This window comes from Rhodococcus sp. MS16 (assembly GCF_013277795.1).
GTDB lineage: Bacteria > Actinomycetota > Actinomycetes > Mycobacteriales > Mycobacteriaceae > Rhodococcus_F > Rhodococcus_F globerula.
This window is the reverse complement of record NZ_VBTM01000011.1, coordinates 19,721-33,236: the sequence shown is the minus strand read 5'-3', so window position 1 is coordinate 33,236 and position 13,516 is coordinate 19,721. Positions and strand designations below refer to the sequence as shown.

Below are 13,516 nucleotides of genomic sequence, written 5' to 3'. Positions count from 1 at the left end.
GGGAACAGCTCGATTCGATCGTAAACGTCAGAAGTGATAGATGTCGACAACATGATGGATGTAGTCGTTCTTGAGGACTACCTTCTTCTTCAGGATCAACGGCTGCTCGCCCGCGAAATCGATCGTGTAATGCGAGGTGCCGAAATAGGTGTCGACGGTGTTGTAGCGGAAGTACAGCGTGAACCAGTTGAAGCGCACGTCTACTACCGAACCGCGTGCCTCGAGGATTTCGACGTTGGTGATGTTGTGGCCGGTGCGCGGTTCGGGAAGGCTTGTCGCGCTGGAACGATCGGTGCGGATGCGAAATACGCGATCTTCGATGCCGCCCCGGTTGGGGTAGTAGATCAATGAGATTTCCGCCTGCGGATCGGTAGTCAGTTCACCGTCGTCGGCCCAGGCGGGCATCCAGTACTCGGAATCGGGGTGGTAGCACTCGATCCACTTCTCGAATTCACGATCGTCGAGATAGCGGGCTTCGCGGTAGAGGAACTGCCGCACGGATTCGAGTGTGACGGCATTGGCGGTTGCTAGTGTCATGGTGATCGAGATCCTCAGTTGGTCCGGGCAGAAGCGGCTTGTTCGGCATCGACCGCGGCGATCATGGCGTCGCGCCAGTAGCCGTGCTGAATCGGGTACAGGCCTTCGTCCTCGGTCTTGGATCCGCTGGAGAGAACGCGGTCCATGCCTAGATCCTTGGCAACGTCATTGGGTCCGGAAATTTGGTGTGTCACACCACGGCTCAGATCATTCCACGGCGCACCGGCGGCCTGATAGGTCTTCTGGCAAGACCGGAACTCTTCGAGGTCGTCCGGGGTGGCCATGCCGCTTGCATTGAAGAAGTCCTCGTACTGACGGATGCGGTTGCTTCGGGCTGCGGCACTTTCGCCCTTGGGCGCGATGCAGTAGATCGTGACTTCGGTCTGGTCAACAGAGATCGGGCGGAAGTGCCGGATCTGACTGCTGAACTGATCCATGAGGTAGACGTTCGGATAGAGGCAGAGGTTCCTTGACGCACCAACCATGAATTCGGCCTTCTTGGAACCGAACTGAGCCTCCAGCTCCGCTTTACGCTCGAACAGTGGCCGGTCTTCGGGATTGCCCCACCACATCCACAGAAGGAGGTGTCCGTAGTCGTAGGAGAAGTATCCGCCGCCCTGCTTACCCCAGGTGCCGGCGTCCATCGCCTTGGTTTCGTTGGCCGATTCTCCGGCGGTGCGGCGGGCTGTGGTGGCGGCGTAGTTCCAGTGCGTCGAGGACACGTGGTAGCCGTCAGCGCCGTTCTCGGTCTGCAACTTCCAGTTGCCGTCGTACGTGTAGGTGGAGGCGCCGCGCAGCACTTCGAGTCCGTCGGGTGACTGGTCGACGATCATGTCGATCACCTTCGTGGTGTCACCGAGATGTTCTTCGAGGGGCAGGACATCCGGATTGAGGCTGCCGAAGAGGAACCCTCGATAATTTTCGAATCGTGCGACCTTGGTCAGGTCGTGTGAGCCGTCCTTGTTGAACTGTTCCGGGTAGCCGCCGGTCCGAGCATCCTTGGCCTTGAGGAGCTTTCCACTGTTGTTGAACGTCCATCCGTGGAACGGGCAGGTGAAGGTGGTTCGGTTATCTGTCTTGCGGCGGCAGAGCATCGCGCCGCGGTGGCTGCAGGCATTGATCAGTGCGCCGAGTTCGCCATCCTTGTTTCGGGTGATGACGATGGGCTGACGGCCCATGTAGGTGGTGAAGTAGTCGCCGACGTTGGGGATCTGACTCTCGTGCGCGAGGTAGATCCAATTGCCCTCGAAAATGTGGGTCATCTCGAGGTCGAACAGTTGCTCGTCCGTGAAGACGCTGCGCCGTACCTGGTAGCGGCCGGTCTCCGGGTCCTCGACGAGAGCGTCGTCGAGGGCAGCGCGCATTTTCGCGTATTTGTCTGTGCTCTGAGCAGCGTCCAACATATCTGTCATGGGGTCCTCCAGCTCGAGTAGGCGACCAGCTGCGATTACCGAGGGCTGTCGGTATCTGCTTGGGGCCTGCTTTCCGGACGGGGCTGCGTCCGGTACTGGATTCACCTTGACATTCTGTGTTGCAGGTCACACTAGGTATATGCCTAGTCCTGACCCAGGGCGTGGTGTTCGTGAACGTGGTCCTGCCGTCAGGGCGGACTCGGCACCGCGAGTCCACCCTGACGGTGGCGGGAGTTACCGGTTCTTGAAGAACGAGACGTCGTCGTTGCCGATAAGGTCCGGAACCGTCCAGCCGTCGAGGTCGTATTCACTCAGGCACTGTTCCGCCAGGCCTTTCATGGAACTGGCGTGCCCACGATTCTGCGCGGCGAAGAGGAGTTCCGCCTTGACGTTCTCGTGGTTACCCGAGTAATTCCGCTCGTACAGCTCGTGCCGGCCGCCGAACTCGGTACCGATCGAATCCCACAGAGCCTTCATGACTTTGACGCGGTCGACGGCGGTGATCCCGTCGGAACCGCGAACGTACTTGTCGAGGTAGGGGCGCACGTCCGGGCTCTTGAAGTCGAGTGAACTCGACGGCAGGTAGATCAGACCCGACGCGACGTCCTGTTCGATGATCTCCTTGATCCGCGGGTACCCCTGGATCATGAACATTCGATAGGTGAGGCCGTATTCGAGCTTCGGGATCACCGAATCGCCGACCCACTGTTCGGGATCGCGTGCCATCGATTCGGTCAACGACCAGAAGAGGTTTCGCCAGCCGATCACTTCGCCGACACGGGTCTGGACTCCGCGGAAGCCACCGGCGCCGGTGGCTTCGAGTGCCTTCATCAACAGGCCGGCGATGAAGTCGAGCTTGACGGCCAGCCGAGTGCAGCCCTGAAAGGTGAAGCGCGGCAGGAACCCCGACTGAGGGAAGAATGCGTTGATCCGGTCGACGTCGCCGTACATGAAGACGTTCTCCCACGGCACCAGCACCTTGTCGAAGACGAAGATGGTGTCGTTCTCATCCATGCGGCTCGACAGCGGGTAGTCGAACGGACTGCCCATCACCGCGGCATGTTCGGTGTACGAGGTGCGGCAGATCAGTTTCACGCCCGGCGCGTCCATCGGTACCGTGCAGATCAGGGCGAACTGCTTCTTCTTGATCGGCAGACCGTAGTGAGCAATGAAGTTGTAGTTGGTGATCGCCGACCCGGTGGCAACAACCTTGGCGCCGCTGACGATCAAACCGGCGTCGGTTTCCTTCTCCACCTTCATGAAGACGTCGCCGACCTCGTCCGGTGGAAGTTGGCGATCCACCGGGGGATTGATGATCGCGTGGTTCCAGTACAGAACCTTCTCCTGCGATTCGCGGTACCAGCGCTCGGCGTTGTCCTGGAACGGTGCGTACAACTCCTTGTTGGCGTGGAGGGTTCCCAGGAAACTTGCCTTGTAGTCGGGGGAGCGGCCCATCCAGCCGTAGGTCATACGAGCCCACGTCGCGATGGCGTCGCGCTCTTTGAGCAGATCAGCCGACGACGTCGGGGTGCGGAAGAACGGCATGGTGACACCGCCGTTGCCCGTGTCGGTCGGAACAGTCAGGGCGTCCACGTGCTCGCCGGTGTGCAGTGCGTCGTACAGCCTTGCGGTCATACGGATCGGATTCCGGAAAGCGGGATGCGTCGTGACGTCCTTGACACGATCTCCGTGGAGCCAGATCTCGCGACCGTCCTGCAGGCTCGAGATGTACTCGTCGCCGGTCATCGGCCGGGTGGTGAAGTTCTTCGTGCGGTTGGCTTCGCAATCGGCGGCCGGATTGGCCTGTGGCGCTCCGGAACCTGCGGGGTCGACGCCGGTGGGAGGAATTTCGGTGGTCGTCATGGCAAAGCCTTTCAGATCGTTTGAGGTGCGGGCTGAAGATGAATTGGAGTGAAGGAAGTGGTGGCGTCGAACCACCCGCTGTGCGGGTCGTCCTGACTGCCGTTCCAGACGGTGGTCGACGAGGTAGCGCCTAGATCGTGAAAAGTGCTTCGGTAGAAGAGGAGTGGATCCTTGCCGCTGGACTGTGCGTCCACGATCTCGCCGATGAAGATGATGTGATCACCGCCGTCGTACTCCTTCCACGGGATGCACGAGATGGTTGCTGCGGCGCCGTCGAGCAGGGGAGCGGTCGGTCCGTCGATCCATCGCGGCTCGGTGCGCTGTGGCCGGCCCGCAAAATGCATGGCCGTGTCTACTTGGTCGGAGGCAAGGATGTTCACGGCAAACGGCGCGTTGCCGAGGTAGCCGCACGCCTTGGACTTTCGCGTCATCGTTATCTGGCACAGGCGTGGTTCAAGGGAGATTGCCGTGAATGCGGTGACCGTGGCCCCGTGTGGCTGACCGTCGGCGTTGGTGCAGGTGATGACGGTGACACCGCTGGCGAATTGGCCGAAGATGCCTCGAAGCTGATTTTGTTCCATGACCGGACCTCCTTGTCGGATGGCTGGTGAGTGAGAGTGCCGCGAAGTGCGGGAGGCGGAAGTGGCAGACGACTCGCGCCGGGAGTGAAGACGAACGTACGGCGAGAGCGGCCTTCGGTCGATCCGTACAGCGCGGTGTCTATCCGGATTGCGCACCCGATCACGGCCGGTACCCGTTTTTCCTTGGAGGTGACCGGGGACACAGTGTTCAATGATGTTCAGCGCCCATGCTCGGCAATGTGGCTGGTCACGGGTTGGGAAGGTGAAGGACGATGGTCGATTCCATGATCGGTACAGCTCCGCGGGACTGGGACGAGGCATGTCATGCGGTGTCGGATGCCTACTTCCCGCACACGCTGACGCCGTTGTCACGGCACGCGGCCAGTGGAGTCGGGGTGTGCACCGCTGAGTTGGGTCCGCTGCGGATCGCTCATATTCGATGGGGCGCAGACGTCGCAGTCGAATCCGATCATCCCGGTGCCTACGGGGTGAACATCCCGCTCTCAGGCGAGCTCGAGTCGGTGTTCGCGGGATCGCACGTGCTCTCGACGGAGGGCGTGGCGACGGTGTGTCCACCCGATATCACCACAAGAATCACGCGGTGGAGCGCGGACTGCGAAATTGTCGGAGTCCGGATGGACCGCGAATACCTCGACCGCGAGATGGAGAAGGTACTCGGCCGACCCGGAATGCGCCTACCCGATCAAGTGGATCTCCGCGGGGACGACGGAGCCAGGTGGCTGAAATTTGTTCGCTCACTGTCGGATCAGATACTCGGCCCGGTTGGAGTGCTGCACAACGAACTGGTGGCAGGCCAGCTCTCCGGCGCTGTGATCTCGGCGTTTGTCCTTGCCGCGATGCCCGAAAGTGAGGATGCGGTGCGACACGCCAGGCCGCGCATCGTCAAGCGCGTACTCGACGAGATGCACGACGACCCGGCCAGAGTGTGGACCGCAGCGGAGATGGCCGAGGTGGCGGGCGTCAGCGTACGGAGATTGCAGGAAGGATTTCGGCAGTACGTGGGCCGGAGCCCGTCGGAATGCCTGCTCGACATCCGTCTCGAACGGGTCCACGCAGATCTGCGCGATGCCGACGACTCGACGACGGTCACCGATGTTGCTGTGAGATGGGGTTTTACGCACACCGGACGGTTTGCGTCGTCATTCCGGCGTAAGTACGGTCTGTTGCCGTCTGAAGTATTGAGAAGTTAGCTCCGGTATCCCATGTCTGCGCTGAGTTGATTTGCCTTCTCCACGAGGAAAGGTGCGACGTCGGTGCGGAAGGCTTCCGGGGTAGTTCGTCCCGCCGACGTTGAACACGCTGTCACGCCGACGACGCTTCCGCCGGCATCGCGGACGGGGGCGGCGAGGGAAATCAGGCCGTCTTCCAGTTCCTCGGACGTGAGTGCGTAACCCTGCTCACGCACCACTCGAAGTGCGGTGTGGAATGCGCCTTCGTCGGTGATCGTGGTGGGTGTGAGGGCGTCGAACGTGGAGTTCGCGATGACGTTGTCGACGATTTCGGTTGGCGCCCAAGCTAGCAGGGCGCGGCCCATGGAGGTCGCATATGCAGGCACTCTGGTACCGACGCTGACGTTGATGCTCATGATCCGGCGTACGGGTACACGGGCGGCGTAGACCACGTCGACGCCGTCGAGCACGCCCAGTGACGCCGACTCGTGAGTGTGTTCTGCGATCTCCAGCAGGCGGGGGAGTGCCGCCTCCGTCAGGGCGTGTGACGCCGAATAGTGCTGCCCGATGCTCAGAACGCGAGGGGTGAGCGACCACCGACTGTTGTTGCCGGTGACGTACCCGAGCTTTTGAAGGGTGAGGAGGATGCGCCGCACGGCAGGGCGGGAGAGCCCTGTTTCAGCGGCAAGATCGGCGAGCGACGGATTGGGATTCTTCTCGTCGAATGCCGTCAGTACCGCAAATCCACGCTCGATGCTCTGGATGTAATCGCGATCGTTCTCGGTCACGGGATAGCCCTTCAGCTGCGGTTATGTCGACGTAGTACGCCCGAAGGTTGACAAAGGTCTGTGATTGGGCGCACAGTACAAGCGTACGCACAGCGTAACAGATGTACGCAGAGCGTACAACCAGACTTGGGAAGCCGACTCAGCCCAGCAGTACGGCGCCCACCCGGTAACAGCCATACACGGCCCCGAGGAGGACCACATGACCACTTCCGAGAGCCCCACCGCAGTAGGTTCGGGCACCGCCGCCACCGACAAGTTCCTCCAGGAACGAGTCAGTGCGGACACCCCGCCCGAGCGTGTCTCGGCCATCGCCAAGGACGTCCTCGAAGCACTTGCCGGCGTCATCGACAAGCATGGTGTCACCTACCCCGAGTATCGGGTTCTCAAGCAGTGGCTGATCGACATCGGCCAGTTCGGTGAATGGCCGCTCTGGCTGGACGTCTTCCTCGAGCACAACGTCGAAGAGGTTGCGTACCGCGGCCAGAGCGGTACGAAGGGCAGCATCGAGGGGCCGTACTACGTGGCCGACGCCAAGACATTGGCGGCTAAGTGCGAACTTCCCATGCGTGACAACGAGGTTGGATCGAAGCTGGTCTTCGAGGGGCAGGTCCGTGACCTCGACGGCAACGGGTTGGACGGGGCCACTGTCGAGCTGTGGCATGCGGACGACGAGGGCTACTACTCCCATTTCGCGCCGCACATCCCCGACGGGAACCTCCGCGGAACGATCGTGACCGACGGAGAGGGGCGGTTCGAGATCACCACGATTCAGCCTGCGCCGTACCAGATTCCGACCGACGGACCCACCGGCTGGTTCATCGAGAAGGCCGGCTGGCACCCGTGGCGTCCGGCGCACCTGCACCTCATGGTGAAGGCTCCCGGCAAGCGCACGATCACCACTCAGCTCTACTTCTCCGGTGGTGAGTGGATCGAGAACGATGTCGCAACGGCCACGAAGCCGGAACTGATTCTCGATCCGAAGCCGGGTGCCGATGGAATCAACCGGGTCACGTACGACTTCGTGCTCGACCCGGCCTGATCCACAACTGTTCGAAAGAAAGTGATTTGATGACAGACCTGTCGATCGTCTCCATCGAGACGACCATCCTCGACGTTCCCCTCGTACGCCCCCACAAGTTCGCCACGACGTCGATGACGGCGCAGCCGTTGCTGCTGGTCGCGATCCGCACGTCCGACGGAGTGATCGGTTACGGCGAAGGTGTCGTTCCGGGCGGTCCGTGGTGGGGCGGCGAATCGGTGGAGACGATGCAGGTCATCATCGAGAAGTACATAGCGCCCGTAGTTGTCGGCCGGCGCGTCGATCAGATCACTGCGATCATGGCCGACATCGAGAAGGTTGTTGCCAATGCGCGATTCGCGAAGGCTGCCGTCGACGTGGCGTTGCACGATGCCTGGGCTCGCAGCCTGGGTGTGCCGGTGCACACGCTGCTCGGCGGGGCCTTCCGCGAAAGCGTCGACGTCACATGGGCACTGGGTGCGGCGCCGGCAGCAGAAATCATCGAGGAAGCTCACGAAAAGCTCGAAGCCCGACTCAATTTCAGCTTCAAACTCAAGATGGGCGCACTTGATCCTGCCGTCGATGTTGCGCGCATCGTCGAGATCGCGCAGGCGCTCGACGGTCATGCCGGTGTCCGCGTCGACGTCAACGCGCGGTGGGATCGCTTCACTGCGCTGCGGTACCTGCCGCAACTCGCCGAGGGCGGCGTCGAGTTGATCGAACAGCCCACTCCAGCAGACCAAATCGAGGTCCTCGCAGAACTCAGTAGGTTGTTACCGATTCCGATCATGGCCGACGAGAGCGTGCAGACGCCGCACGACGCTCTGGAAATCGCACGTCGCAGCGCTGCCGACGTCATCGCGCTCAAGACCACCAAGTGCGGTGGGTTGCAGCGTAGCCGCGAGGTCGTCGCGATTGCCAAAGCTGCGGGTATCGCGTGCCACGGTGCGACGTCCATCGAAGGGCCGATCGGTACAGCGGCTTCATTGCACTTCGCCTGCGCCGAGCCCGGAATCAACTTCGGAACAGAGCTTTTCGGACCGTTGCTTTTCAGTGAGGAATTGCTCCAGGAACCCCTGAAGTATTCCGAAGGTCAGTTGCACCTTCCCTCCGGGCCTGGCCTGGGAGTCGAACTGAACATGGACGCCGTCAAAACCTGGACCAGGAACTAGAGGACAAGAAGAACATGGCACTGTTTCACGTACGGATGGACGTCGACATTCCACGCGATCTGGACCCGGTGGTGCGCGCGGAGACCGTAGCCACGGAGAAGGCGTACTCGCAAGACCTTCAGCGCCAGGGCAAGTGGGTGCATTTGTGGCGAATCGTGGGTCAGTTCAGCAACATCAGTATCTTCGACGTCGAGTCGGCTGACGAACTGCACGAGATTCTCTGGAATCTCCCCTTGTTCCCGTACATGAGCATCGAAGTCATGCCGTTGACGCAACACGGATCCTCGATCAAGTAGCCGGTCATGCTGCGAGTTCTGTCTGGACTCGACCTGAGGTCGAGTCCAGACAGCGTGTGCTAGAAGTTGATAACGCCGCGGAGGTTCCGGCCGGAATGCATGTCGGCAAAGCCGTCGTTGATCTGATCGAGGGAGTAGCGGTTGGTGATCAACCCGTCGAGGTTGAGCTTTCCGCTCGTGTAGAGATCGATCATCCACGGGATGTCGGCAGTCGGGTTGGAGGCGCCGAAGAGCGATCCCTGAATTCTCTTCTGGTACAGCGTGAGTTCCATCAGGCTCACCGGAATTCCGATGTCCGTCATCTTGCCCAGTCCGGTGACCACGCAGGTACCGGCCTTGCGAATCGACGAGAAAGCCTGTGCCACATGGTCTCCAGTGGTCACGCCGACCGTGACGATCGCGGAGTCGGCGCCCTGGCCGTTGGTGAAGGACCGAGCGATATCGGTTGCTTCTTCCATCGTGGACACTGCGTGTGTGGCACCGAATTTCAGGGAGCTCGTGCGCTTGAATTCGGCGGGGTCCACCGCAATGATGTGCGCGGCGCCGGCGTGCGCGGCGCCTTGAACTGCATTGATTCCGATGCCGCCGACGCCCATGACGATCACGGTCTGGCCCGGGTACACCTGGGCGGAGTTGACGGCTGCACCCCAACCGGTGCCGACGCCGCAGCCCAGCAGGCACAGCGTCTCGAGCGGAAGGTGCTTGTCCACCTTGACTGCGGAGAGTGTGCTGACCGTGGTGTATTCGCTGAAGGTGGAGAGGCCGCAGGTCTGTGAAACCGGTTCGCCGTCCAACGACATGCGGTAGCTTTCGGCGTCGCCGGGACGACCACCCGTCATGATGGCTGCGCCGTTGTCGCACAGGTTCTGAATTCCGCTTGCACACCAACGGCATCGGCCACAGGCGGCAAGGAAGGAGAAGATGACGTGGTCGCCTTCTGTCCATCCCTCGGTGTTCGGGCCGACCTCCACCACAACGCCTGCACCTTCGTGGCCACCGCAGATGGGGTAGCGGCCCACTGCGTGATCGCCGCTGGCGATGTGGTCGTCGGAATGGCACAGGCCGGAGGCAACCATTTTGACGGTCAGTTCATTGGTGCGAGGTGAATCGAGTTCGAGGTCGACGACCTCGTACTTGCCGGGCGCTTGACGGATGACGGCTCCGCGAGTTCTCAAGGGTGCTCCTGAGTTAGACGTTCGATTCATTGACGAGTGTTATGTACCGCGCAAGTGGTGCGCGGTACGTGACGTGTCTCGTTGATCGGACGGAGCGGTGGGCGTCAGAGGGTGGGTGTCAGCCGTTCGGGTTCGGACGGTTCCCGGCTGACAAGTGCTAGTTGAAGCTCTGTCAGTAGTCGTGTGTCCGGTTCGTCGAGCGAGATTCCCATGATCTGCTCAGCGCGACGGACGCGGTACCGCAACGTGTTGGGGTGCACTTTCAGCAGGGCCGCAGCTTTTTTCACATCACCGAACGCAGCGAGGTAGCTCGTGAGTGTGAATTGCATGTCCGATGAGTTCTTGTCGTCGTAAGACAACAATCGATCAACCCGGGGATCACGCAGTCGGTCGTGATCCCCGATCAGGTCGAGGATTTCGCCGAGTAGCACTGCGGTGCGGGAGGCAGCCAGCGTTGTGACGCGGGAGGGCGTGTCGCCGGGAGCGTCGAGCACCCGGTCGACTTCTCTGCGGGCCTCTGGCACCCCGGACAGTCGGGGAATCATCACTGCGACCGCAGCCCGCGCGACGATATCCGTCGAACTCTCCAGGTAGTGAACTGTGTCGGAGGCCCAATCGCTGATCAGCGATTCGCCTTCTGCAAGAGGGAAGAGCACGTATATCCGGTCGACTATCGCCGTGGTGACGGCGTCACGTCGGAAAGCGCTGGCGTGCAGGCGCAGTGAGTTCGTCATCCGCCGCAACTCGGCCGGCGTCTGCTCGGTGGTCGCAAATCCCACCACCGCGGCCGGTCCGTCGAGGGATAGTGAGAGTGAATCCGCCAAGGAAGTGATATCGACTCCGCCGCCAAGGGCGCCGAACAGTCGCTGGATCTGGGCGCTCTCTCGGCGGGACGCGTCGAGGATCCGGATCACGATGCGCGAGGCCACTTCTGCTGCGCCGCGAAGCACCTCGTCGGAACCGTCGTGAAGTGGTGTTCCCGCAGTCTGGACCCAGATGGTTCCGAGATGCTGCTGGTGCACGCCGGAGGTAGCGACGCTTGTGCCGCGGCGCCGAATGCTGACGGCCAACCGGTGCGCGGCGCCGAACTCCGGTGCGGCCGGGATGTCGATGATCTCGTCCGAGCGTCGTAGATGTTCGAATGTGCCTCGCTTCTGTAGCCATTCGCTGTAACCGCTCGGCCATTCGCGGCCGAGCACCGACCGCTGGTGTAATTCGTCCTCATTCTCGTGTCCGATGGAATGGGCAAGGATGTGCTGGGCATTGTCGTTGATCGTGACCAAGCCGCCGGTCAGTTCTGCGACTGTCTCGGAGAGCGCGAACAAATCGGAATCGCCAGTGGGGTCAAGCCCAGAACCCTGAGCAGTTGTACGACGGCGGTAGGTGTTCTTGATGAGCAACTGCTGTATCAGCGAGTAGATATGACCGGAGCTGGCTTGCGGGTGAACGGACGCGAGCGCGATTCCCGACTTTTCCGCAGCCGCCCGCAATGCGCTTTCGTTGACGGCATTCTTGACGAGCATCAGCTTCGGCTTGTGCTCCGACGCGACCAGCCAGTCGATCACCGAATCAATCAGGACTCCGACCGGCAGATATACGTCGGACAGTGCGCCCGCGGGTTCCGTGCCGTCGATATCGGAGTCTTCGAGGAGTGCCATTGATCGAATTTCGACGTCCAGCCCACCCGGACTGACGAGTAATTCGATGATGGAACTGTCGAATGACGAGATGAGCGTGCCGATAGTGGTGGCAGGGGTCGATCCGCTGATTCGGTTCTCTGCGGACTTCTTCTCGGCAATGGTGGCGGGTGCTGTTTGCACGGCGTGCTCCTTGCGCAGGGGGTTGTAACAGATTAATCCCCACGCCTGGATTGTCGTAGTAGTTAAGTTCGACAGATTTATTCCGGAAGGGTGATTCCCAAATTGTGCGCCTTGGCCGTGACGTCGTCGGGAAAGACATTCTTGAAAAGGTAAAGATCCTGACCGATAACCCAGCCCGGTGCGAGCGCGGTGGCATATCGCTCGAAATATCCGAGTTGCTTGCCGAACAGAACCAATTCCTCGGGGCTGGCCACACCCCACTGTCTGCCCAACTGGATCAACGCCATGATGAGTTCACTCAATTTGAGTTCTCCCAGGTCGCGGCCCAGAATCGGCGCCAAAGCGGTGGCAACCTGCAAGCCGAGTTGGTCGTCGTCCACCTCGTAGTCGGTGGCGTATCCCAAGGCGCGGATACCGCGGGCGACACGGGCGAAATCTCCGTCGATCAATGTTGCACGAAACATGTCGGTGAGAATTGTTCGCCACGTTTCGGGGAGAACTCCGACAATTCCGAAATCGAGCATCGCGATCCGACCGTCATCGAGGACCCAGAGATTTCCGGCGTGAACATCGCCGTGGAATGGTCCGTGAACAATGACGGATTCGAGCCATACTTTCACGCCGCGTCGAATAAGCATGCGGGCTTCGTCGACGCCGTCCGGACTCGCGACAAAGCGATCGAGAGGAACACCGCGCATTCGCTCCATGCATATCACCCGCGGCCCGCAGTAATCCCAGTACACCTCGGGTGTCGTCACGCCCTTGTTGTCGCCGAAGGTGCCGATGTTGTTCCGGAACGTTGTTTGCCGATCGGCTTCGACGGCACTGTTCAGTTCCGTCATCGTGGCACTGTGCAGGTCGCGGATAATGGCCGTGGCGTTGGCTATCCGTAGGAATTCGACGAACTTCTCCAGAATTCTCGCGCCTCGATATGCGGCCCGGAGATCGATGAGCATGCGGGCGTAAATACCCGGCCGCTGAATCTTGATGACGGCTTCACGTCCGTCGTGCAGGACGCACGCATGCACTTGCGCCACCGATGCAGCCGCCAGCGGATGATCGTCGAACGTCGCGAACAGTTCGGAGATCGAGTATCCGAGGTCGGCTTCCACGACGCTGCGAGCCTGCTGCGCTGGGAAAGGTGGCACGTCGTCAAGGCACCGAAGGCACGCATTGGCCAGTGGTGCCGGGAAAATACCCGACGACGACGCAACCAGTTGACCGAGCTTCACGAACGTCGGGCCGAGGGTGATGAAGCCGTCCACCAAGCCGTCGGAAGCCGCGTCCGCGATGGTGCGCCCGCGTCTGCGGAACGGCCACACGATCAGGGCAAGCATGATCGACGTGGACAGCACCACCGCGATGACTGCCGATCGCCACAGCTGAGGGAGGCCGAATCGTTCCAGGTCAGGCATACGTACGTCGAGAGCGCCTACGGGCACCCCTGAAGAGTAGGGACCGACTGGACGTCGTGTGTGGTCCGGCACGGCTCTCCCTTGTTCAACGTTCGACTTTAGTCAGTATGCCGAGTCACACTAACTTGTCGAATGCGGGCAATGCCTCAGCCTACGTACAGCAGGGGCCGTTCTCACGTTTCTGCGCGCAGCATCGTCTACTTCGTATGGACCAGTTCACCGATTTGCCCGCTCGTGTTGATTCCCTCG

General features: G+C 61.1%; 13 protein-coding genes (1 of these 13 only partly in view). 5 read left to right on the top strand and 8 right to left on the bottom strand.

Annotation, left to right across the window (positions count from 1 at the left end; all coding sequences use genetic code 11):
- Positions 1-27: 27 nt before the first annotated feature.
- The 4 genes from benB to FEZ60_RS22730 all read right to left on the bottom strand — a co-directional run bounded on the left by benB (position 28) and on the right by FEZ60_RS22730 (position 4,393).
- Complete coding sequence (benB, locus tag FEZ60_RS22745) at positions 28-537, bottom strand: benzoate 1,2-dioxygenase small subunit (RefSeq protein WP_116102591.1); 510 nt, start codon at positions 535-537, stop codon at positions 28-30.
- 14 nt (positions 538-551) lie between these two features.
- Positions 552-1,949 carry a benzoate 1,2-dioxygenase large subunit gene (gene benA, locus FEZ60_RS22740; RefSeq protein WP_095887312.1) on the bottom strand — a complete coding sequence of 466 codons (1,398 nt, stop codon included), beginning with the start codon at positions 1,947-1,949 and terminating at the stop codon, positions 552-554.
- Positions 1,950-2,183: 234 nt separating this feature from the next.
- The gene (locus FEZ60_RS22735; protein ID WP_172937053.1) at positions 2,184-3,812 is read right to left on the bottom strand and encodes a 4-hydroxyphenylacetate 3-hydroxylase N-terminal domain-containing protein; all 1,629 of its coding nucleotides are present in this window, start codon (positions 3,810-3,812) and stop codon (positions 2,184-2,186) included.
- A gap of 11 nt (positions 3,813-3,823) precedes the next feature.
- A complete protein-coding gene (locus FEZ60_RS22730; protein WP_033233583.1) occupies positions 3,824-4,393 on the bottom strand; it encodes a flavin reductase family protein in 570 nt (189 codons plus the stop codon).
- A gap of 272 nt (positions 4,394-4,665) precedes the next feature.
- Here FEZ60_RS22730 and FEZ60_RS22725 point away from each other — a divergent pair, with 272 nt between their 5' ends.
- Positions 4,666-5,604 (top strand): AraC family transcriptional regulator, encoded by a 939-nt coding sequence (locus FEZ60_RS22725; protein WP_172937052.1) that lies wholly within the window; start codon positions 4,666-4,668, stop codon positions 5,602-5,604.
- On the opposite strand, the gene FEZ60_RS22720 is transcribed toward FEZ60_RS22725, so the two are convergent.
- The gene (locus tag FEZ60_RS22720; protein WP_172937051.1) at positions 5,601-6,371 is read right to left on the bottom strand and encodes an IclR family transcriptional regulator C-terminal domain-containing protein; all 771 of its coding nucleotides are present in this window, start codon (positions 6,369-6,371) and stop codon (positions 5,601-5,603) included. The genes FEZ60_RS22725 and FEZ60_RS22720 overlap by 4 nt on opposite strands.
- Before the next feature lie 199 nt (positions 6,372-6,570).
- On the opposite strand from FEZ60_RS22720, the gene catA reads away from it, so the two are divergent.
- The 3 genes from catA to catC are packed head-to-tail and all read left to right on the top strand — an operon-like array spanning position 6,571 to position 8,857.
- The gene (gene catA, locus FEZ60_RS22715; RefSeq protein WP_033233580.1) at positions 6,571-7,410 is read left to right on the top strand and encodes a catechol 1,2-dioxygenase; all 840 of its coding nucleotides are present in this window, start codon (positions 6,571-6,573) and stop codon (positions 7,408-7,410) included.
- 29 nt (positions 7,411-7,439) lie between these two features.
- Positions 7,440-8,561: a muconate/chloromuconate family cycloisomerase gene (locus FEZ60_RS22710; RefSeq protein WP_045065377.1), complete on the top strand. Its 1,122-nt coding sequence runs from the start codon at positions 7,440-7,442 to the stop codon at positions 8,559-8,561.
- Positions 8,562-8,575: 14 nt separating this feature from the next.
- Positions 8,576-8,857 carry a muconolactone Delta-isomerase gene (catC, locus tag FEZ60_RS22705; RefSeq protein WP_045065374.1) on the top strand — a complete coding sequence of 94 codons (282 nt, stop codon included), beginning with the start codon at positions 8,576-8,578 and terminating at the stop codon, positions 8,855-8,857.
- Between the two features lie 59 nt (positions 8,858-8,916).
- Here the strand turns inward: catC and FEZ60_RS22700 are convergent, their stop codons facing one another.
- The 3 genes from FEZ60_RS22700 to FEZ60_RS22690 form a co-directional block, all read right to left on the bottom strand.
- Positions 8,917-10,032, bottom strand: a complete 1,116-nt coding sequence (locus tag FEZ60_RS22700) for an NDMA-dependent alcohol dehydrogenase (RefSeq protein WP_172937050.1) — start codon at positions 10,030-10,032, stop codon at positions 8,917-8,919.
- Between the two features lie 104 nt (positions 10,033-10,136).
- Positions 10,137-11,852: a helix-turn-helix domain-containing protein gene (locus FEZ60_RS22695; protein ID WP_336880880.1), complete on the bottom strand. Its 1,716-nt coding sequence runs from the start codon at positions 11,850-11,852 to the stop codon at positions 10,137-10,139.
- 77 nt (positions 11,853-11,929) lie between these two features.
- A complete protein-coding gene (locus FEZ60_RS22690; RefSeq protein WP_116102595.1) occupies positions 11,930-13,339 on the bottom strand; it encodes an AarF/UbiB family protein in 1,410 nt (469 codons plus the stop codon).
- 134 nt (positions 13,340-13,473) lie between these two features.
- Here FEZ60_RS22690 and FEZ60_RS22685 point away from each other — a divergent pair, with 134 nt between their 5' ends.
- Positions 13,474-13,516, top strand: the 5' portion of a protein-coding gene (locus tag FEZ60_RS22685; protein WP_172937229.1) for a 2OG-Fe(II) oxygenase. Its footprint extends 668 nt past the window's final position; only the first 43 of its 711 coding nucleotides appear in the window; it begins with the start codon at positions 13,474-13,476; its stop codon lies off the right edge, out of view.

What these genes read in the sequence shown, in the direction of transcription:
- benB (WP_116102591.1), bottom strand. Translation starts at nt 537, where the DNA reads ATGACACTAGCAACCGCCAATGCCGTCACACTCGAATCCGTGCGGCAG.
- benA (WP_095887312.1), bottom strand. Translation starts at nt 1,949, where the DNA reads ATGACAGATATGTTGGACGCTGCTCAGAGCACAGACAAATACGCGAAA.
- FEZ60_RS22735 (WP_172937053.1), bottom strand. Translation starts at nt 3,812, where the DNA reads ATGACGACCACCGAAATTCCTCCCACCGGCGTCGACCCCGCAGGTTCC.
- FEZ60_RS22730 (WP_033233583.1), bottom strand. Translation starts at nt 4,393, where the DNA reads ATGGAACAAAATCAGCTTCGAGGCATCTTCGGCCAATTCGCCAGCGGT.
- FEZ60_RS22725 (WP_172937052.1), top strand. Translation starts at nt 4,666, where the DNA reads ATGGTCGATTCCATGATCGGTACAGCTCCGCGGGACTGGGACGAGGCA.
- catA (WP_033233580.1), top strand. Translation starts at nt 6,571, where the DNA reads ATGACCACTTCCGAGAGCCCCACCGCAGTAGGTTCGGGCACCGCCGCC.
- FEZ60_RS22710 (WP_045065377.1), top strand. Translation starts at nt 7,440, where the DNA reads ATGACAGACCTGTCGATCGTCTCCATCGAGACGACCATCCTCGACGTT.
- catC (WP_045065374.1), top strand. Translation starts at nt 8,576, where the DNA reads ATGGCACTGTTTCACGTACGGATGGACGTCGACATTCCACGCGATCTG.